Source organism: Colwellia sp. PAMC 20917 (assembly GCF_001767295.1).
Classification (GTDB): Bacteria; Pseudomonadota; Gammaproteobacteria; order Enterobacterales; family Alteromonadaceae; genus Colwellia_A.
In genome coordinates this window covers 3,359,727-3,383,894 of sequence record NZ_CP014944.1, presented here as the reverse complement: position 1 = coordinate 3,383,894, position 24,168 = coordinate 3,359,727, and the positions used below count along the sequence as shown (strand labels likewise).

The 24,168-nt window shown below is 37.7% G+C and carries 22 protein-coding genes and 4 tRNA genes; 6 read left to right on the top strand and 20 right to left on the bottom strand.

Going from position 1 to position 24,168, the window contains the following annotated elements; translation table 11 throughout:
* The first annotated feature begins 73 nt into the window (after nucleotides 1-73).
* Together A3Q34_RS14490 and A3Q34_RS14485 are read left to right on the top strand one after the other, a co-directional pair.
* Nucleotides 74-1,135, top strand: a complete 1,062-nt coding sequence (locus tag A3Q34_RS14490) for a FecR family protein (RefSeq protein ID WP_157471006.1) — start codon at nucleotides 74-76, stop codon at nucleotides 1,133-1,135.
* 107 nt (nucleotides 1,136-1,242) lie between these two features.
* A complete protein-coding gene (locus tag A3Q34_RS14485) occupies nucleotides 1,243-4,131 on the top strand; it encodes a TonB-dependent receptor (protein WP_231907364.1) in 2,889 nt (962 codons plus the stop codon).
* A 17-nt stretch (nucleotides 4,132-4,148) separates the two neighbouring features.
* On the opposite strand, the gene A3Q34_RS14480 is transcribed toward A3Q34_RS14485, so the two are convergent.
* Nucleotides 4,149-4,616, bottom strand: coding sequence for an LPP20 family lipoprotein (locus tag A3Q34_RS14480; RefSeq protein WP_070375999.1), 468 nt, complete (start codon nucleotides 4,614-4,616; stop codon nucleotides 4,149-4,151).
* A gap of 39 nt (nucleotides 4,617-4,655) precedes the next feature.
* Nucleotides 4,656-5,312, bottom strand: coding sequence for a FlgO family outer membrane protein (locus tag A3Q34_RS14475; protein WP_070375998.1), 657 nt, complete (start codon nucleotides 5,310-5,312; stop codon nucleotides 4,656-4,658).
* Between the two features lie 195 nt (nucleotides 5,313-5,507).
* Between A3Q34_RS14475 and A3Q34_RS14470 the strand changes: the two genes are divergently transcribed.
* Nucleotides 5,508-6,671: a flagella assembly protein FlgT gene (locus A3Q34_RS14470; RefSeq protein ID WP_070375997.1), complete on the top strand. Its 1,164-nt coding sequence runs from the start codon at nucleotides 5,508-5,510 to the stop codon at nucleotides 6,669-6,671.
* A gap of 70 nt (nucleotides 6,672-6,741) precedes the next feature.
* On the opposite strand, the gene arsJ is transcribed toward A3Q34_RS14470, so the two are convergent.
* The 8 genes from arsJ to A3Q34_RS14430 all read right to left on the bottom strand — a co-directional run bounded on the left by arsJ (nucleotide 6,742) and on the right by A3Q34_RS14430 (nucleotide 14,179).
* The gene (gene arsJ, locus A3Q34_RS14465; RefSeq protein WP_070375996.1) at nucleotides 6,742-7,983 is read right to left on the bottom strand and encodes an organoarsenical effux MFS transporter ArsJ; all 1,242 of its coding nucleotides are present in this window, start codon (nucleotides 7,981-7,983) and stop codon (nucleotides 6,742-6,744) included.
* Between the two features lie 130 nt (nucleotides 7,984-8,113).
* Nucleotides 8,114-9,139: an ArsJ-associated glyceraldehyde-3-phosphate dehydrogenase gene (locus A3Q34_RS14460; protein WP_070375995.1), complete on the bottom strand. Its 1,026-nt coding sequence runs from the start codon at nucleotides 9,137-9,139 to the stop codon at nucleotides 8,114-8,116.
* Between the two features lie 22 nt (nucleotides 9,140-9,161).
* A complete protein-coding gene (locus tag A3Q34_RS14455) occupies nucleotides 9,162-9,518 on the bottom strand; it encodes a metalloregulator ArsR/SmtB family transcription factor (RefSeq protein ID WP_083278032.1) in 357 nt (118 codons plus the stop codon).
* Between the two features lie 215 nt (nucleotides 9,519-9,733).
* The gene (parE, locus tag A3Q34_RS14450; RefSeq protein WP_070375993.1) at nucleotides 9,734-11,620 is read right to left on the bottom strand and encodes a DNA topoisomerase IV subunit B; all 1,887 of its coding nucleotides are present in this window, start codon (nucleotides 11,618-11,620) and stop codon (nucleotides 9,734-9,736) included.
* Between the two features lie 57 nt (nucleotides 11,621-11,677).
* Entirely contained in the window at nucleotides 11,678-12,277 is a 600-nt protein-coding gene (locus A3Q34_RS14445) for a YqiA/YcfP family alpha/beta fold hydrolase (RefSeq protein WP_070375992.1), read from the bottom strand.
* A gap of 1 nt (nucleotide 12,278) precedes the next feature.
* Nucleotides 12,279-13,040 (bottom strand): metallophosphoesterase, encoded by a 762-nt coding sequence (locus A3Q34_RS14440; protein WP_231907363.1) that lies wholly within the window; start codon nucleotides 13,038-13,040, stop codon nucleotides 12,279-12,281.
* 5 nt (nucleotides 13,041-13,045) lie between these two features.
* Entirely contained in the window at nucleotides 13,046-13,540 is a 495-nt protein-coding gene (locus tag A3Q34_RS14435) for a DUF1249 domain-containing protein (protein WP_070375990.1), read from the bottom strand.
* Complete coding sequence (locus A3Q34_RS14430; protein WP_070375989.1) at nucleotides 13,541-14,179, bottom strand: NUDIX domain-containing protein; 639 nt, start codon at nucleotides 14,177-14,179, stop codon at nucleotides 13,541-13,543.
* Between the two features lie 196 nt (nucleotides 14,180-14,375).
* On the opposite strand from A3Q34_RS14430, the gene tolC reads away from it, so the two are divergent.
* Nucleotides 14,376-15,737, top strand: coding sequence for an outer membrane channel protein TolC (gene tolC / locus A3Q34_RS14425; protein WP_070375988.1), 1,362 nt, complete (start codon nucleotides 14,376-14,378; stop codon nucleotides 15,735-15,737).
* A gap of 106 nt (nucleotides 15,738-15,843) precedes the next feature.
* Here the strand turns inward: tolC and A3Q34_RS14420 are convergent, their stop codons facing one another.
* Nucleotides 15,844-16,686, bottom strand: coding sequence for an HDOD domain-containing protein (locus tag A3Q34_RS14420; RefSeq protein WP_070375987.1), 843 nt, complete (start codon nucleotides 16,684-16,686; stop codon nucleotides 15,844-15,846).
* A 277-nt stretch (nucleotides 16,687-16,963) separates the two neighbouring features.
* Between A3Q34_RS14420 and A3Q34_RS21155 the strand changes: the two genes are divergently transcribed.
* Entirely contained in the window at nucleotides 16,964-17,107 is a 144-nt protein-coding gene (locus tag A3Q34_RS21155; protein ID WP_331710917.1) for a ferredoxin, read from the top strand.
* 58 nt (nucleotides 17,108-17,165) lie between these two features.
* Here A3Q34_RS21155 and A3Q34_RS14410 read toward each other — a convergent pair whose 3' ends face one another.
* The 4 genes from A3Q34_RS14410 to rppH all read right to left on the bottom strand — a co-directional run bounded on the left by A3Q34_RS14410 (nucleotide 17,166) and on the right by rppH (nucleotide 21,801).
* Nucleotides 17,166-17,999: a thymidylate synthase gene (locus tag A3Q34_RS14410; RefSeq protein ID WP_070375986.1), complete on the bottom strand. Its 834-nt coding sequence runs from the start codon at nucleotides 17,997-17,999 to the stop codon at nucleotides 17,166-17,168.
* Between the two features lie 47 nt (nucleotides 18,000-18,046).
* Nucleotides 18,047-18,868 carry a sulfite exporter TauE/SafE family protein gene (locus tag A3Q34_RS14405; RefSeq protein WP_070375985.1) on the bottom strand — a complete coding sequence of 274 codons (822 nt, stop codon included), beginning with the start codon at nucleotides 18,866-18,868 and terminating at the stop codon, nucleotides 18,047-18,049.
* Nucleotides 18,869-18,904: 36 nt separating this feature from the next.
* Nucleotides 18,905-21,181 carry a phosphoenolpyruvate--protein phosphotransferase gene (ptsP, locus tag A3Q34_RS14400; RefSeq protein ID WP_070375984.1) on the bottom strand — a complete coding sequence of 759 codons (2,277 nt, stop codon included), beginning with the start codon at nucleotides 21,179-21,181 and terminating at the stop codon, nucleotides 18,905-18,907.
* Nucleotides 21,182-21,294: 113 nt separating this feature from the next.
* Nucleotides 21,295-21,801: an RNA pyrophosphohydrolase gene (gene rppH / locus A3Q34_RS14395; RefSeq protein WP_070375983.1), complete on the bottom strand. Its 507-nt coding sequence runs from the start codon at nucleotides 21,799-21,801 to the stop codon at nucleotides 21,295-21,297.
* Between the two features lie 162 nt (nucleotides 21,802-21,963).
* Between rppH and mutH the strand changes: the two genes are divergently transcribed.
* Entirely contained in the window at nucleotides 21,964-22,632 is a 669-nt protein-coding gene (gene mutH, locus A3Q34_RS14390; protein WP_083278031.1) for a DNA mismatch repair endonuclease MutH, read from the top strand.
* A gap of 233 nt (nucleotides 22,633-22,865) precedes the next feature.
* Here the strand turns inward: mutH and A3Q34_RS14385 are convergent.
* From A3Q34_RS14385 to csrA, 5 genes are all read right to left on the bottom strand, one after another.
* Nucleotides 22,866-22,942, bottom strand: a tRNA-Arg gene (locus tag A3Q34_RS14385).
* A 179-nt stretch (nucleotides 22,943-23,121) separates the two neighbouring features.
* Nucleotides 23,122-23,198, bottom strand: a tRNA-Arg gene (locus A3Q34_RS14380).
* A gap of 94 nt (nucleotides 23,199-23,292) precedes the next feature.
* Nucleotides 23,293-23,369, bottom strand: a tRNA-Arg gene (locus A3Q34_RS14375).
* 90 nt (nucleotides 23,370-23,459) lie between these two features.
* A tRNA-Ser gene (locus A3Q34_RS14370) sits at nucleotides 23,460-23,551 on the bottom strand.
* A gap of 343 nt (nucleotides 23,552-23,894) precedes the next feature.
* Complete coding sequence (gene csrA, locus A3Q34_RS14365; protein ID WP_070375981.1) at nucleotides 23,895-24,104, bottom strand: carbon storage regulator CsrA; 210 nt, start codon at nucleotides 24,102-24,104, stop codon at nucleotides 23,895-23,897.
* Nucleotides 24,105-24,168 lie beyond the last annotated feature (64 nt).

Below are 24,168 nucleotides of genomic sequence, written 5' to 3'. Positions count from 1 at the left end.
CGCTAGGATGCACGGCATGTTCGAATAAATATATCGATGTTTGCGTGAATTGAATGAAGACAAAATATTTATTATGACTAAAATACAATATAATAATGAAATAGAAGTGCAGGCCAAATATTGGCTATCTCGCATTGAACAAGGATTATCACAACAAGAGCGACAAGCTTTTGTTGCTTGGGTGAATCAAGAAAACAATCATCACTTAGCACTTCATAAATACTCACCTTCGACCAAAATTTCTAAGTTACTTGCCGAGTTTAATGGTTTATTCCCTTTAGAAAAAAAACACTCTCCTCACTCTAAAAAATTATTCATGCAATTATCACTGGCTGCCAGTGTTATTTTCTTTGGTATGATCACCAGTGAGTTTTTTTTAAATAAACCTATATTTTCGTTTTTTCAATTAACGTCATCTGAAGTTATTTACGATCAGTTTTCAACAAAGATAGGCGAACATAAAAAAGTTACCTTACCCGATGGTTCAAATGTCGAGTTAAATACTGATAGTTTACTCACTATTAGCTTCAGTGAAGGGCATCGTCAATTAAATTTGATCAAAGGAGAAGCCTCTTTTGAAGTCGCAAAAGATAAATCACGCCCCTTTAGTGTCACGTCTGGGCAACAATCATTTACCGCTTTAGGCACCATTTTCAATGTACAAAAAAGCGATAATAATCAATTAGAGTTAATTGTTACCGAAGGGCGAGTATTAATCGCTGATTCGAATGAAACATTACCGGCATTAACTGAAAAAATAGCCAGCACGGTTCAATTTCCGCAAAAAGATAACATTATAGTTGCAGGTGAAAAATCGACTATAATCAACAAAATTCAATCACCGACAAATAAAATTTCATCACTCACTTTATCTCAGGAACTTTCCTGGAAAAAAGGCATACTTATTTTTGATGGTGAATCACTGGTCACTGCACTTGATGAAATTAGTCGCTATACCGATGTTAAATTTACTATCAAAGATAAAGCGCTTGCCCAAATGAAAGTGTCCGGTTATTTTAAGTCAGACGATGTTGGTACTTTATTAGATTCAATTAGCTATAATTTCGACCTAAAATATACCAAGACAAGTCACAATACTGTAGTTATCACCAAAGCAACTGACGCCATAATTTAATGGTCAACGCCTCAAGTAGGCTATAGATAAATACAGTGAATAAAAATTATAAATAGAAGGTGAGCTTTCTGTATTCAACGATCACAATTAAAGCACTAGTTGACACCTTGCTAAACTATTTATTTAAAGAAAGAAAAAAACAGCCACTTAGTGCCGTTTTAACAAAAAAAGTGATACATTTTTTTTGTTCATTCTTTATTATTCTTCCATTATCTTTTAGTTTAACCACTCAAGCTAAAGTACAAGCTATTGCACCCAATATAACGCACTTTACTGTCGCCGCTCAATCCGTTGATCAAGCATTAATTAAACTTGCCCAGCAGGCCGATCAGACCATTATATTTTCTTATGATTTAACCCGACGTTTTAACAGTAATGCCATAGAGGGTTATTACTCAGTTTCTTTGGCTTTGAGGAAGCTCCTTAAAAATACGGGTCTTCATGCAGAAGTAAATAATAAAGGCCAATGGTCGATAAAGCAGAAAAATAACGTTACCGTGCAGAGCAAATCTAAACAAGAAAGTAAGACCACAGAAAAAGTCAAAGCCATTGAAAAAATAGTTATTGTAGGTAGTCATATTAATGGCAGAACCGTAAAAGAGTTACCTGTTCCTGTTGATATTATATCTGCTGACACTCTGCGTAATAGTGGCCAGACTAACCTTGGTCAAATATTGCAGGCACTAGTACCTTCTTTTAATTTTTCTCGTTCAGCAATAAGTGATGGCAGTGACGTATTACAGCCAGCAACGTTGCGTGGTTTAGGGCCAGATCAGACACTGATTTTATTAAATGGCAAGCGTCGTCATCAAGCGAGTTTAATTCATATTAATAGCTCTGTTGGGCGAGGTACAGCCGGAACAGATATGAATGCCATTCCAGTAGGAGCGATTAAACGTATTGAAATTTTACGTGATGGTGCAGCCGCACAATATGGTTCGGATGCCATAGCGGGTGTTATTAATATTGTGTTAAACGATAGTAGTGAGCAAACAACCTTAATAACATCAGCTGGTGCTTATCAGCAAGGCGATGGTCAAGATTATCAGCTATCTTATACGCAAGGCTTACCGTTGGGTGATGATGGTTTTATCAATGCCACATTAAGTTTAGTCGACCATCAAAGTACCAACCGCTCAGGTTTACATGGTGCCTGCCAATTTGGCCAGTGCACTCAATTGGACAATGGTCATTGGCAAACCGATGATCCTAGGGAGTTAACAGCTAACCGGGCAACATTTCGTATTGGCGACCCTTCGTATCAACAACTTTCTTTTGCCGCAAACAGTACATTTGAACTGAATCACGGGCAACTTTATGGCTTTTTAACCTATTCACATCGAGAAAATCAATCTGCCGCTTTTTTTCGTCACAGCGCGAATAGTAATGAAAACCCATTATTAAACGATGGGCAAGCCGCTATTCCTCAAGGTTATTTACCCAAAATAGATTCAGATATAAAAGATATGTCATACAATCTTGGCTATAAAGCGGCTTTCGATAATGACAGCGCCATTGATATTTCATATACCTATGGCAAGAACCAAATAGACTATACGACTAAAGATTCACTTAATGCTTCTTACGCTAACTATCTATCACAAACCAGTGACTTAACAGTAGATGAATTACGTGATCAATTACCAAAGTCTGCTTTTGCTTACGGGCTATCTTTGTCACTTGAGACAGTGAATTTACTCTTCAGCCAAGACTATGAAAATTATTCACTCGCGTTAGGCACAGAATTTCGCCAAGAAATATACAAAATAATACCAGGTAACCCCTACAGCTTTCAGGATTATGATACTGACAATAATCAAGCATTGTTTGACCAAGATGCCGCCGGTGGTATTCAAGGTTTTCCAGGAGTTGCACCTGAACTTGCGGTTAACGAGAGCCGAGATGTTGTTTCAATTTTTGCGGAGTCTGTGACCCAAATCAATGACTTTATCGAGCTCAGTGCGGCCATTCGCTATGATGATTATGATATATTTGGTAACAGTACCAACACAAAAGTTGCGGTGCATTGGCAAGCACACCAGCAACTTATTTTACGTGGTGCCTATAGCACAGGTTTTCGTGCACCTTCTATGCAGCAAATGTATTTCAATAATATCAGTACACAGTTTATTGTTGACGAAAGTGGCTCTCTGTTGAGTGAAGAAGTGGAAACCTTCAGAAATGACAGTACTTTGACCACTCGACTCGGGGTGCCTTCTTTAAAAGAAGAAGAATCTGATAACCTCAGTGTTGGCTTTATCTACAGCCCTACTGATAATATAGATATAAGTGTTGATTTTTATCAGATTGATATTGATAACCGTATTGTCATTAGTAGTAAATTGGGCATGGGAATATCACCTCTACTCGATCAAGCTTTTACTGAGGAGTCTGCTACCAAAGGACAGTTTTTCTTAAATGGCGCTGATACCGCAACTCAAGGGACAGATATTGTTGCTACTTGGCAGACTCAAGCTTTTGCTGGAGATATTAACTTCACCTTGGCGGCAAACTTTACCAATACTGAGGTAACCAAGTTATTTACACCTCAACACAGCACACTGCATACCATTAGCGTTGAAGAAATTTTTTCACAACAAGATATTTCTATCATTGAAGAATGGCAACCACGCAATAAAATAAGTCTAAACACCCTCTATAAAAACCAGCACTGGACCATCAATATATTATTCAATCACTATGGTAAATATACGATAACCGATGGTGGTAAACAAACTTATGGCGAAGAGCTATTAACTGATATTAGCGTTAGCCATCAAATGACAAAAAATCTTGCGGTCACTGTGGGTAGTCATAATTTTTTTGATGTTATGCCTGACAAAAATCGTATAGGAAACTCTCGAGGAGGCACGATTGAAGATCAACAAGGTAATATCATTGTTGATAGCACGGGTGTATTTAAATATTCACGCCGTTCAGCTCCTTTCGGTTTTAACGGCGCTTATTTTTATGCAAGTCTGCAGTATAATTTTTAAGGGTATGCTGTTAACACTTAATAATAGGTAACCGCTTTAATTTCACGTTTGGGTGAAGAAGCTAAATAAATATTATAAACATCTTCAAAGTCTAAACTTAACTCTGTGGTATAGCTGTCGCCAACAGGATAGCTTTTAATCACTTTAGCTGCGCGGATAACACCTTGAACTGACGCTGAAACTTCATTTTTACCCATTATCAGTTGTGACATGGTCATTTCACCATTTATTTTTTGCCCATAAACTTGTTCTGCAAGTTCGGCATAAGCGGCAAGCTTTGAGGCATTAATCGCCATCAACATCCGCTGAGTTTCATGTTGTGAGTTTTGCAAACTTATCGGCGCTTGACCAATAGCATGTAACACTGGGAAGGTTTCAGGCTTAACACTTTGCCATTGTACGTGTTTGTCATAAACACTAGAACAACTGGCGAGTAACAAAGCCAAACTACCAGCGGTTAATATATTAAGAATAATTTTTTTCATCATAAATACCAAAAGTTAGCCCTACATCAATGTAAAAAACTAATTAACAATTTTAATTGAACGTTCGTCTTCTGCTAACATAACGCTGTTTCGAATGATTAATCCATCTTTTATCCGAACACTTTCATCTTGATTAATCTGTTCACCTATCACCCAGCTTGGAATAAAAGATTGTGCCGTGGCAACAACAACACGTGATTGCATACCAATCATCCGAGCATTAATCATCACACCATTTTCTTGTTCCATCATGGTACCAGTTACAACATAGTCAATAATCTGCCGCTCCGGTAGCTCTTTCCAGTCGCGACTAAAAACATAATCGCCTTGAGCAGTAACACGAATATGCCCCGTCGTTTTAAAATCAATAACAACTAAACCATGGCGCTGTAATTCATGAACAAAGTTCTCTGATATCTGATTACCCAGCCAATTAGTTGACTCAAGGTTTTCTAATTCGACAAAAGAAGCTACCGCGATAGGTGTTTTAGGGTTTACAAAAGAGCTGCTTTCAAGCATCTGATAAGTAAGCCCTTTAACCACATCTGCTATCGCATGCCTAGGGAGATTGAAACTGTCAATTTCACCTCGTACTTCTTGTTTTGATTTATAAAAATTATCTTCATCACTCATCATATTCATTGATGAACACGACATCAACGTTGGAATAAATAATGGAATAAGCCACTTTTTCATTGAGCTCCCCTTGATCGCTCTGAAAGCGAATAATCAGTTTTGCAGTAATATCGATAAACGACATCAAATAGTTTCTAAAATAAATAAAGCACAAATCGCGCCAATCTATAAAGTTACCAGGGCATTAAAATAAGTGGGCATAGAAACTGCATATTCGACAGTAGATATTAAACCCTTTTTACTGACGGACTTCATATGCGCTTATTTATATCAGCTCTACTTTTATTTTTTATCACTCATTCTGCTGATGCCCAGTGGTATGAAGCTCAGGGAAAGTCAGTAATAATGCAGGGCAATGCCGAACGAGCAAAAACATTAGCCATAGAGAACGCATTAAAAAAAGCCTTACTGGTTGCCGGTGCTTCAGTATCGAGTGTGCAAAAAACGGTTAACGGATTATTGACACAAAATGAAATTAATATTCGCGCCAGCGGTACTGTTAATTCTTTTGAGCTGGTTGATGAAAATTATGAGGGCAATTTGGTCACCGTAACCATTCGTGCTGACATCTTCCCACAAAGTAAACAGTGCTTCTCTTCTGATTATCGAAAGTCTTTATTAATTACCCGTAGTAACTTAATGCATAGAGAGCAAGCGAGTATCGGTAAGGTTTATGCGCTTGATAATAAATTGATGGCTAAGCTTGCTTATAAAATTAACAACCAAGGTATTTATCTAGACACCAGATTGTTGTTAAAAGAGAAGTCTCAGTTCTCAAGATTAAATAACAGTTTGCAAGTTGAAGCAATAAAAAGTCTTACCATGTCGTTAGCTAATATCAGCGATACTCAGTATGTCATGTATTCTGAAATTAATGACATTAGCTTTGCACAGGGCTCAACCAATGGTTGGCAGTTTTGGCAGGAAGATGTTTTTAACCGTCAGTTTAGTGTCAGCCTATATATTTACAACGGTAGTAATGGTGAATCTGTCTTCACTAAGCAGTACCGTAGCTCTGCCCCATGGGAATTTGGCAAACGTCAGCAAGTTGATGTTCATAGCGAAGTATTCTGGCAAAGCCAATACGGAATGGCTATTGAAAAAGTGTTAGGCGATATGATCATTGATATCGACGAAAATATGATGTGTCAACCGACTCGAGGCAAGATAGTACAAATAGCCGGTAATTCGTTAACGATTAATTTAGGCAAAAGGCATGGCGTAAAAGTTGGTGATGAGTTTTCTCTATTACACTTAAATAATATCATTACTGACGCAGGAAAAACCTATGCCGGTTTTAACGTTAGCCCTTACACAGTAAAAATAACGCAGGTGTCTCAGCAAAGTGCACAGGCAATGACTACTGATGGGCAATTACTGGGTAACATCCAATTAAATGATTTAGCGGTCCGTTACTAACTTCATCGCTATATCGATAGTTAACGTTAACAGCAGACTGTTAACGTTAACATTGCCACTGTTTTTCGCCTTACTCGTTTGACACAGTAATACGTTTGATCAATAAAGCTGAAAGCCCTGCAAACAAAGCGGAAATAATTAAACAGGTAATTAAGTTAGTAAATTGATAAATAACACCTGACATCACGGTACCTAATAACCTTCCCAGGGCATTAGCCATATAATAAAAGCCAACGTCCATAGAAACGCCATCTTCTTTCGCCATGGCTACGATCACATAGCTATGCAGCGCCGAATTAATAGCAAAAACAGCCCCAAAAATAAATAAACCAGCGATAATGATGATTTCAGTACTGATGTTGAGCTTGGTCGCATAAAACATCAACAGTGCTAACAACAAGGTGACACTGGATAAAATCATACCCCAAGTAAATAACAGATGACCGTTGATATTATGTTGGTTATTTTTAATAAAAAATTTAGGTGTTGAGCCTTGAACAATACCATATGCGATAATCCATAAAGCCATGAATATCCCAACATTAGTATGTTGCCAACCTAAATTACTGACCAAATATATCGGTAATCCAACAACAAACCAAATATCTCTAGCGGCAAATAAAAATAAGCGAGCGCCCGCCAAGTAATTTAATGATGGGTGATTTGAGAATATCTCTTTAAATTTAACTTTGTGCTTTGCCTTACCTAAATCACCCTGTAATAATAATAGACTAAGCACAAAAACAATCGCCAACACACTCGCCATTATTAGCATGGCAGCTGAAAATCCCACGGTACTTAGTAACCAGGCACCTAGGAAAAAACCTATGCCCTTTAAGGCGTTTTTTGATCCCGTCAGATAAGCAACCCAACGGAAAAGAACAGCGTGATCTTGGTTGTTATTGGTCGTTGGTACCAGCGTTTTAATACTACTTTTAGCACTCATCTTATTAAGATCTTTGGCTATACCCGACAGCGCTTGTGCCAACACAACCCAGATAACGGTTAAATATTGTTCAGGAACTGTCAGCATTAATAATGCGAACACTTGGCTGAACAGACCAATATTCATGGTTTTATTCAAACCAATTTTTGCTCCTAACCATCCACCCACTAGGTTGGTAATCACGCCAAAAACTTCATAAAATAGAAATAACATCGCAATGGCAAGCGGGGAATAACCTAGATGATGAAAATGTAATAATACCAGCATACGCAAAGCACCATCGGTTAAAGTGAAAAACCAATAGTTAGTGGTAATTAATAGATACTGTTTTACCGCACTAGGCAGTGCGGTTATTTTGTTTAACATAAAGGTACCAATAATGGTATTTTCGATTGATGTTGGCGAATACTAATAAATAACCAAGAGTATTTAACACTAGCGTAACGCCAAGATATTATTCGTTTAAAAACGCCGTCTATGTCGATATTCTCAAAGACTAGTGCTTAATATCAGATCGCCCAACTAACAACATTAACTCTGCAGCTCGATTGGCATAACCCCATTCGTTGTCATACCACAAATACATTTTCAATTGGGTGTCATTAACAACCATGGTTGATAACGCATCAACAATACATGAACGTGGATCCGTTTTATAATCAACAGAGACCAAAGGACGTTCTTCATAGCCAAGTATATCTTTTAACTCTCCTTGCGCCGCCGTAGACATCAATTGATTGATTTCTTCAACAGTTACGGCTCGATTTAGCTCAAATACACAGTCAGTAATTGAGGCATTCGCTAACGGAACTCGCACGGCATGACCATTTAATTTTCCCTTCAGCTCAGGAAAAATATGGGTAATAGCGGTTGCAGACCCGGTAGTCGTTGGAATTAAACTTTGGCCACAAGCTCGTGCTCGACGTAAATCTTTATGAGGCGCATCAAGGATAGTTTGCGTATTAGTAATATCATGGATAGTTGTCATACTGCCGTGTTTTATGCCAACACTGTCTTGGAGAACTTTAACCACTGGCGCTAAACAATTAGTGGTACAAGAAGCAGCAGTGACAATTTTATGCTGTGCTTTGTTATAAAGGTGATGATTAACGCCCATGACAATATTTAAGGCGCCCTCTTCTTTTACCGGTGCTGTGACCATAACCCGTTTAACACCTTGTGCTAAATAAGCGCTTAATAGTTTAGTCGTTTTCATCACTCCAGAAGCTTCTACAACAACATCACATTGTGACCAATCGGTTTCAGCTATGCTTAAATTATGACTAATATTAATGTGATGTTCACCGTCTTCATCACAGACGATCATTTGATTATTGTCGACTTGTGCATCAAATTTCCAACGACCATGAATAGAATCAAAATTCAGTAAGTGTGCTAATGTTTTAGCGTCACCTGCGGGATCATTAATTTGAATAAACTCTATTTCTGGCCATTGCCATGCCGCACGCAAAACTAAACGTCCGATGCGGCCAAAGCCATTAATACCTACTTTAATTGTCATGATTTATTCCTCTTTATTTCGGTTATTCGCAACATTTTTGCTGTCTGCTTGGACGATTGCCCATATCAATAAGGTTTGTTACACATGCGCTTAAATATGCTTGATTGTTAAGACTTGATAACTCGATGACTTCTTTTTGCCAAAGTGGCATAGCATCAACGAGACTATAAAAAACCCAGCGTCCTACTTTTCGTTCACTGAGAATATGATGTAATTTAAGTTGAGCAATATGACGTGATATTTTAGGTTGGGATAAAGACAAAGCGGACGTTAATTCACAGACACACAATTCTTTTTCCGTTTGTATAAGTAAGATTATTTTTAGCCGAGTATCATCAGCTAAATTTTTAAAAAATTGAACCACCCTATCATTATTCATAACTGGCACCGCATTTATCCGAAAGCTAATTTGGAGCATATATAAAATAACAATATATAGCTAACATATGATTTTTCATATATATGGTAAATCATATGTTATTTTATATTGAAAGTGTATGCAAATAACCTTTTTAAATAAAAGCAGTGGCTAGATAAAATGCGCAAAAAAAAGCATGAGTTAACTCATGCTTTGGTGTTAAAAACTAAATGTGGCTAAATTTCTACCATGTCACCTTTACTTTGCAGCCATGTTTTTCTATCTGGACTACGTTTTTTTGACAGTAGCATATCCATTAACTCCATCGTTTCAGAGTGCTCATCTACCGTTAATTGCACTAAACGACGTGTATTGGGATCCATAGTCGTTTCGCGTAGTTGTAGAGGGTTCATTTCACCCAGACCTTTAAAACGTTGTACATTAACTTTACCACGTTTTTTCTCAGCTTCTATTCGATCTAAAACACCGTCTTTTTCGGCTTCATCTAAGGCATAGAAAACTTCTTTACCGACATCGATACGATAAAGTGGTGGCATAGCCACATAAACATGGCCGCGTTGCACTAAGGGTAAAAAGTGCTGCATGAATAAAGCACATAATAACGTCGCAATATGAAGACCATCGGAATCGGCATCGGCAAGAATACAAATTTTACCGTAGCGCAATTCTGATAAATCATCGCTATCGGGATCTATGCCTAATGCCACTGAAATATCATGGACCTCTTGTGAAGCCAGTATTTGTCCGGAATCGACTTCCCAGGTATTTAAAATTTTACCTCTAAGCGGCATAATTGCCTGAAACTCACGATCTCTTGCTTGTTTAGCACTACCTCCTGCCGAGTCTCCTTCCACTAAAAATAATTCTGTTCGGGCAATATCTTGACTGCCACAATCAGTTAATTTCCCAGGTAAAGCAGGTCCTTGAGTAATTTTTTTACGAATAATTTTTTTGCTGGCACGCAAACGTCGCTGTGCATTTGAAATACAAAATTCAGCAAGGTTTTCTGCGATTTCAGTGTGTTCATTTAACCATAAACTAAAAGAATCTTTTACCACACCGGTAACGAAAGCGGCGCATTGTCGAGAAGATAAGCGTTCTTTAGTTTGTCCTGCAAATTGTGGTTCTTGCATTTTCACCGATAAAATATATGAACATTTGTCCCATATATCATCTGGCGTTAATTTTACACCACGAGGAATGAGATTTCTAAATTCACAAAACTCGCGCATTGACTCCAATAAACCTTGGCGTAAACCATTAACGTGTGTACCACCTTGGATGGTTGGAATTAAATTAACATAACTCTCTCCAATGCCCTCACCACCTTCAGAGAGCCAAGTTACTGCCCAATCAGCTGTTTCATGCGAAGAAGAAAAAGTCCCAACAAAAGGATCTTCAGGTAAACAAATACAGCTTTTAAGAGAATCTTTCAGATAGTCGACTAAACCATCTTCGTAATACCATTGATATTTTTTATCTTCATTCTTGTCATGAAACTTGATGGTCAAGCCTGGACATAAAACAGCTTTCGCTTTTAATAAATGAACTAAGCGACGCACTGAAAAATTTGCTGAGTCAAAATATTTAGGATCAGGCCAAAACTTTACGCGTGAACCGGTATTTCTTCGGCCAACCGTACCGGTTTCATGTAACTCTTCAACTTTTTCGCCATGCTCAAAAGCCATTTCATACACTTTGCTGTCACGGCGAACTGAAACATCAACGCGGGTAGAAAGTGCGTTAACCACAGAAATGCCAACACCATGCAAACCACCAGAAAATTGATAATTTTTATTAGAAAATTTACCACCGGCATGAAGTTTACAGAAAATAAGCTCAACACCTGATACACCTTCTTCGGGATGAATATCGGTTGGCATACCTCGACCATCATCAATAATTTCGAGTGATTGGTCTTTATCGAGCACAACGGTGATATTTTGCGCATGCCCAGCCAAAGCCTCATCAACCGAGTTATCAATAACTTCTTGTCCTAAGTGATTAGGGCGAGAAGTATCTGTGTACATACCTGGACGGTGTCGTACTGGGTCTAGACCACTGAGGACTTCAATGGAGTCTGAATTATATTGTTCGCTCATTTAACTATTCTAATAATGATTATGATTAAAAAATGTTTTAATACCTATTGGTCTACTTTATTGACTTTTTGGGTATAAATTAAAAAACATCGCAATTTTAGGTAACACTTTCGAGTAATCAATAAAGCTGTGATCCCCGCCTTGCTGGACAATTATTTGGCAGTCACAATATTTATCGACAGCTTTTTGATAATCTAACACTTCATCGCCTGTTTGTACCATGACCAAGTAATTATTTTTCGAAATAAATTGTTGTTCAAGACTTTTTAATGACTCAATGAAATGCTTTTCAATGTAATAAACTTCCTGCGTGTAAGGATTAGTTTGCTCACCTAAATAATCGACTAATAATTCAAAGGGCTTTACCGCAGGATTAATTAATACGGCTTTGCCTCGATATTTCTCTGATAAATACGTTGAAAAATAGCCACCTAGTGATGAACCAATAAAATACCAAATGTTTTCTCTATCGCTTTTTGAGTCTATTAGTGTCGTTAATTGTTCGATAACAGCCGTTGGTGACGAAGCTAACTGAGGGCTAAAAAATGAGACTTCGGGAAAATGTTCATTAAAATAATGCTTTGTCAGTTGCGCTTTCATCGATTGTGGTGATGAATTAAAACCATGTAGATATAAAATATTAACCTGTTTAGACATTTTATTCCTTTGTTAAAAAGTAGCTGTCTGACTTTATTTTTCCATTAGTAAATAGCGAAAAAACACGATAGCCTGGCCCTTGCCCATTTGAAGCACCAGCGCTTTTATTCGTGTCAAATTGAATCGATGTAGCGGGACAGGTAAATAAGGGTATGGCTGGTGATTGGTCTGAATACAAGGTTAATGCTTGATGCACATGACCACAGGTAATGGCTTTAATACTCGAAAACTTATTAATCGTTTGCCAAAACTCTGCTTGATTTTCTAAACCGTGTTGATCAATAAAATAACCAACATCTAATGGGTGATGATGCATCATCACTAATTGATGTTTATTACCATCAACGATTGACTCAAATGCAGATAAATCGCTTGGTGTTACCAGACCTTTCGGCGTTTCACTTTTACTGTTAAGTAAAACAATTTGCCAATATTTATCATTAAAGACTTTTTCACGATTAAAAGGAGGAACAGATAAATATTTATCCAATAACTCGAGTTCATCATGATTACCCGCCAAATAATAAAAAGGTATCGCTATGTCACTTTCAACAACCGCTTGCACAAAAAGTTGATAAGACTTTTCACTATGGTCTTGAGTAATATCACCGGTGAATACAATAGCATCTACTAAATGCAGATTTTTAATATCGTCTAAAACACTGACTAAATTATGGTAAACATTAGCACCATGATGCAAACCATCCGTTTGAGAAAACAAATGGCAGTCGCTTATTTGCGCAATTTTAAAAATAGAAGACAAAAGGATTACTCAAGAAGTGATAAATTGACTTGGCCTAACTTTAAACAAAGTTGCAGCCATTCTTTAAGGAACTGATTAATTTGCTCTTTTTCATCAGGTAAATGCATTTTACTATTGGGGTAATCGTAACGAGGTTGAACTTGTTTAATGTCTTGATTACTGATCACCTCAGCCATTCGAGCATCATGATATAAACGGATAATCATTTTGGGACGTAAAATGTGGTCAAATACCGTTTTATTATTGTTATCTTCTTCAGTAACTACTGGTTTTGTCTTAGGCAGCTCTTGGCAAATACTCACCAAGCTGGTGTAACGAGTAATTTCGAGTATTGTTATCTTATAAGATAAAAAATCAGAAATAAAAAAACACCGCTCATCACCAACCGCTTCTTCATCGTTATGACTGGCCAATAAGCGAACTAAAAACATATAATTAACGTCACAAAGATTCATTAAGGTTGATAATCTTGGCTGATATTTTTTATTTTGCTGTATCATTTACGAAGACCATTTCTGCTGTAGTTGATGAAAGTTATTTTGTAGCCATTGTAACCCAATTATTGTTGCTGCATTGGTGATTTTTCCATTTTCTAACAACGACATGGCTTGCTCTCTTGACATAACATGCAACAAAATATCTTCACTTTCAGTTTCTAAACCATGCACGCCTGAGACATTTTTGCTATCTATATTAGCAACATATAAATGTATAACTTCGCTCATACCACCAGGACTTGAAAAATACTCCAGCACTTTATCGAGTTGATTAGCATTTAAGGTTAAGTCGGCTTCTTCTTTAGCTTCTCGAATAGCAACATCAATAGGTGATTCATCTTGACCAAACATACCGGCGACAAACTCTAATAGCCATGGTGTGTCTCCTTGACCAATAGCGCCAACTCGAAATTGTTCGATTAACACAACGCGATCAGAGATCGCATCATAAGGAATAACGACTACCGCATGACCACGTTCAAAGACTTCGCGCGTTAATACTTTACTTTCACCACCATCAAATAATCGATGGCTAAGTTGATACTCATCCATTTTAAAAACACCTTGGTAGCAGGTTTTTTGTTGATAAATGGTGACGTCTTCATTTGAAAACTTTGATGGCTTTATATTTTTGTTAGACATTGAGTGGCTTTATTTCCCATATAAAAAATTTTAAATAAATGAAGATACTATAATAAAGCGACCACTAGCATAAAACATTTTGTTACACTAGAATGCATTCGCAAACACTTATTATATTTAGCTAATTCAAAAATCAAGATACGATAGTATCATAAAAATATAGCGTACATGGCACACTCAAAGGAATAGCTCACTCATGAAAAAAACAATTACGGCACTGATCATTGGTTTGGTTTGTGTAACTAATACTACGTTAGTTAACGCTGAAGATTTATTGAGCGTTTATCAACAAGCACAAAAAAATGATCCTACCGTATTGAGATCACAGGCTTTATTTAACGCATCAAAAGAAGGCATAGATCAAGCCAGAGCTGTTTTATTACCAGAGATCAGTGCTGCAGCTAGCTACACAATAAGTAAAGATCAATTTATTCCAACATCGGATGATGGACAATCATCAAATAGAACATTGACCAATAAATCTGATACTTTGCGCTATGGCTTGAGTTTAAGTATGCCATTATACAATCATAGTACATGGCTAAGATTAGATAATGCCAAAAAAGCCGCGCACCGCAGTGATGTTTCTTATCAAGCAGCAAAACAAGAGTTGATTGTTAGAGTAACGACCGCTTATTTTGATGTTTTAAGTGCTAAAGACGATTTAGATTTTGCTAAAGCAGAGAAAGCGGCTATTGAGCGTCAATTAGAACAGACAAAGCAACGTTACTCTGTTGGTCTAAAAGCGGTAACAGACGTGCATGAAGCACAGTCGCAATACGATAATGCCGTTACTTCTGAAATTCGCGCTGAAAACAGTGTTTACACTGCAGAAGAAGCATTAAGGGTAATTACCAATGTGTATCCAAGAGACTTAAGTGTTTTAAACACTGAACGTTTCAGTACCTCGCGCCCTATACCCGACAGCGCAAACGAATGGCAACAAACAGCAGAAGCAAAAAATTTAGATTTAATTAGCCAAAAAATAGCGGTTGATGTCGCTAAAGAGAATATTAATATCGCAAGATCTGGTCATTATCCAACATTAAGTTTATCGGGCAGTTATGGTGCTAGAGATCAAGATAACGAAGTAAACAATGCCACTTTTGAAAACCCAGCTTTAGATAGTCAGTCTATCGGCATAACGTTAAACGTACCTATTTATTCTGGTGGCGCTACGTCAAGTGCTGTTCGCGAGGCACAAAGCAACTATGTTGCTGCTAGTCAAGATTTAGAATTAACTTATCGTAATGTTGTTCGTAATACACGTAATGCATACAACACTGTTATTGCTGCCGTTTCGGCAATCAAAGCCCTTGAGCAATCTGTTGTTAGTGCTGATAGTGCATTAAAAGCAACCGAAGCTGGTTTTGAAGTAGGAACTCGTACTATTGTTGATGTATTAGATAGCACGCGTAATTTATATAACGCAAAACGTAACTTATCATCAACGCGCTATAATTATGTACAATCAATTTTATCGTTAAAACGTGCGGCAGGTACGATCAGTGAGCAAGACTTAGTCAACATCAATCAAGGGTTAAGTGCCGCTAAGTAAGCTTATTAAACTTCCTTTGTGAAGTATTAATTGTAGGTATAAAAATTATAGATATAAAAAAACCCTGATATTTCAGGGTTTTTTATTGTCTACAACTTTATTGTTATTAACTAAACATAGTTTTTACATCAGTAACCATCTGTTGAAATCTTTCACTTTCCATAAAGTCCACGTCGGGTAAAATACCTTTATTCACATAGCTTTTTAATAACACTTCACAGGTCGATACATTCTTGAAAATACCGTTATGAATAGCACCTGCACGAATGAAATCCAAATAATGAGTTTCAGGAGGTAATACCGTTAAATCACTCCAACTGGTTACTAAGGTGGTAAATTCATCTGAGAATCCCCACGCTTTAGTCACTTCTCCACCAATATCCGCAGCTAACTTAGCAATAGCTTGCTGTAAAAAAGTCGGGTTAGCGAAAACATCAGGATGATTTTCAGCTTCAGTTAAAATCGGTAAAACACCAATATTATGAACCAATGCCGCCAATGTTAAGGTATCTAACGTTAATGATGTGTGTTTATGGTCTTGAATATAAAAAGTCATTAAACTGATGGCAACCGAGGCTACGTCGACGGTTTTTTTCCATGACTTTTTCAAATACATTGAAACTATTTCATTTTTTGAAACAAATACTTGCTCTAACGCCATCGCTGTTGCGATACTTTTGATTTGGCGCAACCCAATGCGAGTAACAGCCTGGTTGACTGTTTCAACTTTAACAGAACGTCCTAAAATAGCGCTATTCGCTACTTTCAACATACCTAAAGATAAAGCAGGGTCATGACCAATAATATCGCTCATTTCTTTTAAGTTAATGTTTGAATCATCCGCCGCTTGGCGCACTTTCAGTGCTACTTCTGGCAAGGTTGGGAGTACAAGCGCATCTTGTTTAATTTTTTCTACTAAAATTGTATAAAGGGCATTTTCAGTTCCCATAGTCTCACCTTAATTATTATTGTCAATTATCGATTGTATTACATTAAAAAGTAGCACACTTTTTTGCTTATATTATTATTTTAGGTCAAATATTAGTAAATTTTTCAATGCTGTATATTTATCAAACAAACGACTTTATTAAAGATATTACGTCCGTTATAGCAGTGGATCTAGATGCACTGATTTTAGAAGATATATATGTATTAACTGTCATAGGTGCTAACTAGCATGTCCTAATGAGGCTATTGCATTGGGTAACATGATTTATGAGATTGACGTGGATGGATGCACTGAATGTGTTGGCCATAATGATAAGCCGACTTGTATTGGCGTTTGTCCTATCGGTTGTATCAAAAAAGATCTAAAGCATAGTGAAAATGAGCAAACCTTATTAGCTAAATTTTTCACTATGCATGGTTAATAGCCCCAACTACGACTGAAACAATAACGTGCAATTGCTCAGTCGATGAAGTTTGTATTTAAACAGATATAGCGGCTTTTATATGAGCGTGGCATTGATAATTCACTAATTCAAAGTCTTCAAAAGTAAAATCAAAAATACTTTTTATCTCGGGATTAAGTTTCATGGTTGGCAAAGCTAGCGGAGTGCGACTCAATTGTTCATCAACTTGTTCCATATGGTTTGAATATAAATGAGCATCTCCGAAAGTATGAACAAAATCACCTAGCTCTAAATCACAAACTTGGGCGATCATCATGGTAAATAATGCATAACTTGCAATATTGAACGGTACACCTAGAAAAATGTCAGCACTGCGTTGATATAATTGACACGACAGCTTGCCATTGAGTACATAGAATTGAAAAAGCGTATGGCACGGGGGTAACGCTTGCTTGCCCTGTGCAGCATTCTCTGCCGGGCTTATAGATGTATCAGGTAATAAGGCAGGATTCCAAGCGGTAATAATATGACGTCGTGAATCTGGGTTGTTTTTTAAATCATCAATCAATTGTGTAAGTTGATCAATTGTTTCGCCATTGGCTGATGGCCAATTACGCCACTGTACGCCATATACAGGCCCTAGTTCACCCGACTCTGTTGCCCAAGCATCCCAAATTTTAACGCCATTCTCACTTAAGTAAGCGATATTAGACTCGCCTTTAATAAACCATAATAATTCATGAATTATTGATTTTAAGTGACATTTTTTAGTGGTGACCAGTGGAAAGCCTTTTGCTAAGTCAAAGCGCATTTGATAACCAAAAATACTTTTGGTGCCTGTACCTGTGCGGTCTGATTTTTGTACGCCGTTATCACGAACATGTCGCATGAGATCTAAATATTCTTTCACTGTCTTTCCTTCTCTAAAAATTTTAATTTTAAACAAATGCTATTGTACTAACTTAGTATCATTTTAACTGCTACTAACATCAAAAATATCGCAAATGCTTTCTTGATAGTACCTACCGGTAGCTTACTCGCCGCTTTAACACCTATAGGGGCAAAAAGAGAAGACGTAATAATGATACCAAGCAAAGCAGGTAAATAAACATAGCCCAAGCTGTATTTGGGTAAGTTCTCTTCTCCCCAACCAGCAATCACATAGCCGCTAACACCGAATATGGCCACAACCATACCACTCACCGTGGCAACACCAATACATTGGCGCAGAGGGACTTTAAAGTAACTTAATATAGGCACTAGAATAGCACCACCAGCAATGCCCATCAGACTTGCTAAAATACCAGTAAAAAAGCCAATACCTTTAACAATTATATTTTTGGGTAGTTTTTCATCATCATTGTGATTAATTAATTTATTTTTCTTCGCTCGATTTATAGCAATAAACATATAAGACGAGAGTAAAAAAACAGCAATAGCAAAAGTATTTTTTAGTGCAACAACAGAAAGCATATCAGCAATAAATCCGCCAAGTAACGATCCTAATGCAATCGCCATCATGAGTTGCTTAGCAAGTGGCCAAGGTATATTGCTATTACGGTGATGAGCTAACGCCGCGGAAAGTGAAGTAACAACAATAGTGGCTAACGAGGTCGCTAGCGCCATTGGCATAACTAAGTTAGGTTCAATCCCTAGCTGCGGTAATAAATACACCAAAGCGGGTACAATTATCAACCCGCCACCTATCCCTAAAAGACCAGCAGAGAAACCGACCACTGAGCCGAGTAACACGCAAATTAGAAAGATACTTAATAACATTGTTTACTGCTTTTTAAGTTAAATTAACCGGAAACATTACCTACCGGCACGTACGAAACTGCTTAAACCGAATTGTTCAAGTTGTTCATTTAAATAACTGTGTACTTGTTTGGATGTTGAAAGGGTTAACACATGCGCCAACATCATTTTTACTTGATGAAAATCAACATGGCGGATCACCCATTTAATTTTTGCGACATTATGCGCGTTCATACTTAATTTGTCATATCCCATCGCTAATAATAATAAAGCGCCTGCTGGTTCGCTGGCTAGCTCGCCGCATAGGCTCAAGGGTACCAATGAGCGAGCTGATTGTTCAGCAATATGGTTAAGCGCTCTTAAAACAGCTGGATGATATGAATTATATAACGCGGATACGCGGGCATTATTTCGGTCAACTGCTAATAAATATTGAGTTAAATCATTACTGCCCACTGAAAAGAAATCAACTTTATTGGCTAATTCAGGTAATTGATAAATAATACCTGGCACCTCGATCATTATACCAATTTTTGGACGAGTGAGCTTTTCTTCACCAATAAAATCAAATTCATTAGACAGTTCATAATAAGCTTGATTGATTAAGCGGGTTGCTTCGTCTACCTCTAGAGTACTTGAAATCATCGGCAACATAATTTCTAAATTATTTAAGCCAACATTCGCTCGCAACATTGCTCGTACTTGCAAGAGAAAAATTTCAGGATGATCAAGTGTAATGCGAATACCACGCCAACCAAGAAATGGATTATCTTCATTGATCGGAAAATAGGGTAACGACTTGTCACCACCAACGTCTAAGGTACGCATAGTTACAGGTTGATCAGGAAAAGCACGTAATACTTGACGATAAAGTTCAGTTTGCTCTGATTCAGAAGGAAAGCAGCTGCGGTTCATAAAAGGAATTTCAGTACGATACAAACCGATCCCCACAGCACCTGAATTTTTTGAATATTCAAACCCTGATGAAAGCCCTGCATTAAGTTGCAACTCAATGGTTTGACCATCTTTGGTAATAGCAGGTAATTGTGCTACTTTTTTAACTTTATCGGCGAGTAATATCTCTTGAGCGATTAAGTGTTGATATTCACGTTGTAAGGCTTCATTGGGCTGAACAAAAAGCTCACCACTAAAGCCATCCACAATACAGTTCTTCTGGTGTAATCGACTAAGCGATATTTTCTCAATACCCATTACAGCTGGCACACCTAGTGCTCTTGCTAAAATAGCAGCATGAGAATTATTGGAGCCCTGAAGCGAGACTACACCTTTTAAGCCTTGGTGCTGGTATTGTGCAAGCATAGCTGCCGTTACTTCTTCAGCAACCAGAATAAATTCTTGAGGAAGTTCTTGCTCTTTTATATTTAATTTTTTTAAGTTAAGTAATAATCGATTACCTAAGTCACGTATATCACTGGCCCTTTCACGCAAATAACGGTCATCTAAGGCCTCAAACTGAAGAACATAGCTATCAATGATTTGTTTTAGAGCACTTTCAGCAGTCCAACCTGATATTATTTTCTGGGTAACTTCTTTAGTAATATTTGCATTATTTAATAATTGCTTGTACATATCGAAAATATCTAAAGTACTCTCCGCTATAATACCTCGTAAGTTACTGGCCATGAAATCAAAATCTATGCGTGTTTTATCCACGGCTTCTTCAAAGAATTGCAACTCTAGTGTTGGGGCTGTAGTTCGTTGTAAAGAAACAGAAGCTAAACTTACCGCTGGATACACAACATACATTTCACCAATCATTACCCCTGAGGAGCCAGCAACCCCCTGTAATGCTTTAGTCCAATGACTATTAGCATCTTGCTCAGTGATTAACACATTAGCTTCGGCATTGGCCAATGAAGTAGCTAGTTGGGCTGATAAGGTAACTAAGAATGCTTCTTCATTTTCGGTAAAGTGCCTAGCCTCTTTTTGTTGAATCGCCAGTATGCCCAGCACTTTTCGTCGATGAATAATGGGGGTCCCCAGAAAGGCATTTAATTCGTCTTCCTCAACTTCAGGGGCATGAATAAATTGAGGATGGTTTTGCGCATTAGCAATGTTAAGTGGCTCTTCTCGCTGGCCAACTAAACCGACTAAGCCTTCAGTAAAACCAATGGTTGTTTGACCTAACGAACCTTCTGCCAAACCGTCAGAGGCAACCAATAAAAAATGTTGTTTGAGGTGGTCAGCAAGATAAATTGAACAACAGTCAGTATTCATCGTTTCTTTTATTTGTTCCACCATACGATGTAATGCACTGTCGAGTTCAGCGTTTTGGCTAAATTCTAGAACAATTCTCCGTAGGATAGTTAACATACTGCTCCTTAAATAAAAATGCCCGTTCACTTTAAGATATAGGGTCATCTTTAAGTGATACGGGTATATTATACATTTGTGTTTTGTCGTATAAAACTGCTACATAATAATAATCAACTACGACGTTTACGGTTTTGATGGCGATAAGAAGGCATAGACGCCTGAGCAAATTCTTTCATCACTTTACGGTAAACTTCACGTTTAAAAGACACTACCTGACGCACTGGGTACCAGTAACTTACCCAACGCCAATCATCAAACTCTGGATGAGCCGAATGAAGTAAATCAACCGCAGACTCTTCTGAAGTTAGCTTAAGTAAAAACCATTTCTGTTTTTGCCCAATACAAACAGGTTTACTTTCATGCCTAATTAAACGTTTTGGTAATTTATATCTCAACCAGTGTTTGGTCGAAGCAACAATACTGACATGTTCCGGTTTTAATCCCACTTCTTCGTGTAATTCTCGGTACATGGTTTCTTCTGCTGTTTCTCCCTCATCAACCCCCCCTTGTGGATATTGCCACGAGTGTTGACCATAACGCCTAGCCCAAAATACTTGTCCTCTATCATTGATTATGACTATGCCGACATTAGCTCTATAGCCTTCGGCATCTATCAAAGGAATTCCCAATAACTTTCATAAAATATATCCTGATTCTTCCATAATATGGGCTTGCGGGCAATTAATTAATTTTTTATTTTATCTAGACCATAGCCTCAGATGTTATGAATCTTTATACTGAGTAAAGAAAAGTCACGACTAAAGAGTTTACTCATTAAAATTAATATCCCTGCTAACGAAGATGATTTACTAAAAAGGGCGCAAGCACTTGCTGGACTTAATTTAGCTGAAATAGCTGAACAAGCAGGCGTAGTAGTCCCTGATAATTTAACGAGAGAAAAAGGTTGGATAGGTCTTTTACTTGAACAGGTTCTTGGCGCTAGTGCGGGGTCAAAACCTGAACCTGACTTTCCACATTTAGGGATTGAATTAAAATCGTTACCCATTAGCATGCAAGGCAAACCTTTAGAGACAACATTTGTATGTGTTGCACCTTTGACTGGCTTAGTAGGGGCTAGTTGGAAAACCAGCCATATACGTAACAAAATGGCGCGTGTTTTATGGGTCCCAGTAATTTCTGAACGACATATACCAATAGGTGAGCGTATAGTTGGCACCCCTTTTATTTGGTCCCCGTCTTATGAAGAAGAACAATTACTCGCCCTAGACTGGCAAGAGCTTACCGATATGATTGTATTAGGTGAAGTAGAAAATATCTCAGGAAAACATGGCCAAGTGTTACAACTTCGCCCAAAAGCGGCCAATAGCCAAGCTAAAACACAAGCCTTTAATAAACACGGCGAGCCCTTTCGAACACTGCCTCGTGGCTTTTATTTAAAAACATCTTTTACACACATGTTATTACGTAATCATTTGCGTATTGATTAAGCACAGTGCTTTTATCAGCGAGGTTTAAAATAACCAACAACACTGCTCAGTTTACAAGTAAATAGGCGGTGCTAGCAGGCGAATAACTGGCGATCACAAGTGGTTAGTTTCGTAGCTACTCTTATATGCTCGGTCTCCCCAGCAAGTTAGATAAACTATTACTTTAGCTGGGCAAAATATAGATGAAAAAAAACCAACTCGAAAGTTGGTTTATTTCTGCTTTTCAGCAAATGTGGTGGGCGCGGCAGGAGTCGAACCTGCGACCGCCTGGTTCGTAGCCAGGTACTCTATCCAGCTGAGCTACGCGCCCACATTAAACTTTATTTACTATCTTGTTCAAAGATAACACCCATTATTTTTATAAGCCTTGGTATTTGCTTAACAACTCAAAATACTTCTTAACGATGATACTTGAGTTTTTTAACTGCTATATTGCAGAAGAAAAAAAACCAATCCGAAGATTGGTTTATTTCAGCTTTACAGCAAATGTGGTGGGCGCGGCAGGAGTCGAACCTGCGACCGCCTGGTTCGTAGCCAGGTACTCTATCCAGCTGAGCTACGCGCCCACATTAAACCTTATTTAATATCTCGTTTGAAGATAACATCTATTAATTTTATAAGCGATGATATTTGCTTAGTCCACATTCAAATAAAGAAAAGTGGTGGGCGCGGCAGGAGTCGAACCTGCGACCGCCTGGTTCGTAGCCAGGTACTCTATCCAGCTGAGCTACGCGCCCTCACATGAACTATTTTTTATATCTTAGTCTAAAGATAGCAAATTGCTTTGCATTTATTACTTTTACCGCAGTTACCTTTAATAAAAGTAATGGCGGAGAGCGAGAGATTCGAACTCTCGAACGGATTTAAAGCCGTTACTCCCTTAGCAGGGGAGCTCCTTCGGCCACTCGGACAGCTCTCCATTTTTACTTCTTTACTGTAGAGTTCTAATTCGTACTTTAAAATACATCTTAGAAAAAACTCTCTATCAGGCTAGTAGCCAGATACTCCTTTAACAGGTGAGCGTCTTCAACCAATCGGTCACATCTCCAGTGGGTGCGAATACTAATGGATCGAGAAAATAAGTCAACAATATTTTCTATTTTTCTGTACTTTTAAATCTGTTTGCCGAGATTTCAACCAACAAGGCTATTTTTCAAGCTCAAAAAGATTGTTGTCACTAAATTAATGCTAAAAAAAATTAATATTAGTCATTAAAAAAGTCGGCAAATGCCGACTTTTTTTAATGAAGGTGTTCAACAAAGCTAAAATTTATTACCTGTTTCGGCTTCGCTACTGTCACTTCCTGTTTTTTCTGCTTGTATGCGCATGTAAATTTCTTCACGGTGAACAGATATTTCTTTTGGCGCATTTACGCCAATACGAACCTGATTACCCTTTACACCTAAAACAGTGACGGTAACTTCGTCACCAATCATTAACGTTTCACCAACCCTACGAGTTAAAATTAACATCCTAAATATCCTTTATGTTTAAAAGCCAGTCCACTAAAAAATTATAAGCTAGTAATAAATTTAG

Bases quoted from the DNA above. Each gene is read 5' to 3' on its own strand.
- arsJ (WP_070375996.1), bottom strand. From the start codon at position 7,983: ATGTTAAACAAAATAACCGCACTGCCTAGTGCGGTAAAACAGTATCTA.
- A3Q34_RS14435 (WP_070375990.1), bottom strand. From the start codon at position 13,540: ATGATACAGCAAAATAAAAAATATCAGCCAAGATTATCAACCTTAATG.
- A3Q34_RS14475 (WP_070375998.1), bottom strand. From the start codon at position 5,312: ATGAAAAAGTGGCTTATTCCATTATTTATTCCAACGTTGATGTCGTGT.
- ptsP (WP_070375984.1), bottom strand. From the start codon at position 21,181: ATGTTAACTATCCTACGGAGAATTGTTCTAGAATTTAGCCAAAACGCT.
- A3Q34_RS14455 (WP_083278032.1), bottom strand. From the start codon at position 9,518: ATGAATAATGATAGGGTGGTTCAATTTTTTAAAAATTTAGCTGATGAT.
- A3Q34_RS14480 (WP_070375999.1), bottom strand. From the start codon at position 4,616: ATGAAAAAAATTATTCTTAATATATTAACCGCTGGTAGTTTGGCTTTG.
- A3Q34_RS14445 (WP_070375992.1), bottom strand. From the start codon at position 12,277: ATGTCTAAACAGGTTAATATTTTATATCTACATGGTTTTAATTCATCA.
- A3Q34_RS14405 (WP_070375985.1), bottom strand. From the start codon at position 18,868: ATGTTATTAAGTATCTTTCTAATTTGCGTGTTACTCGGCTCAGTGGTC.
- A3Q34_RS14470 (WP_070375997.1), top strand. From the start codon at position 5,508: ATGCGCTTATTTATATCAGCTCTACTTTTATTTTTTATCACTCATTCT.
- A3Q34_RS14490 (WP_157471006.1), top strand. From the start codon at position 74: ATGACTAAAATACAATATAATAATGAAATAGAAGTGCAGGCCAAATAT.
- tolC (WP_070375988.1), top strand. From the start codon at position 14,376: ATGAAAAAAACAATTACGGCACTGATCATTGGTTTGGTTTGTGTAACT.
- A3Q34_RS14460 (WP_070375995.1), bottom strand. From the start codon at position 9,139: ATGACAATTAAAGTAGGTATTAATGGCTTTGGCCGCATCGGACGTTTA.
- A3Q34_RS14430 (WP_070375989.1), bottom strand. From the start codon at position 14,179: ATGTCTAACAAAAATATAAAGCCATCAAAGTTTTCAAATGAAGACGTC.
- parE (WP_070375993.1), bottom strand. From the start codon at position 11,620: ATGAGCGAACAATATAATTCAGACTCCATTGAAGTCCTCAGTGGTCTA.
- A3Q34_RS14420 (WP_070375987.1), bottom strand. From the start codon at position 16,686: ATGGGAACTGAAAATGCCCTTTATACAATTTTAGTAGAAAAAATTAAA.
- csrA (WP_070375981.1), bottom strand. From the start codon at position 24,104: ATGTTAATTTTAACTCGTAGGGTTGGTGAAACGTTAATGATTGGTGAC.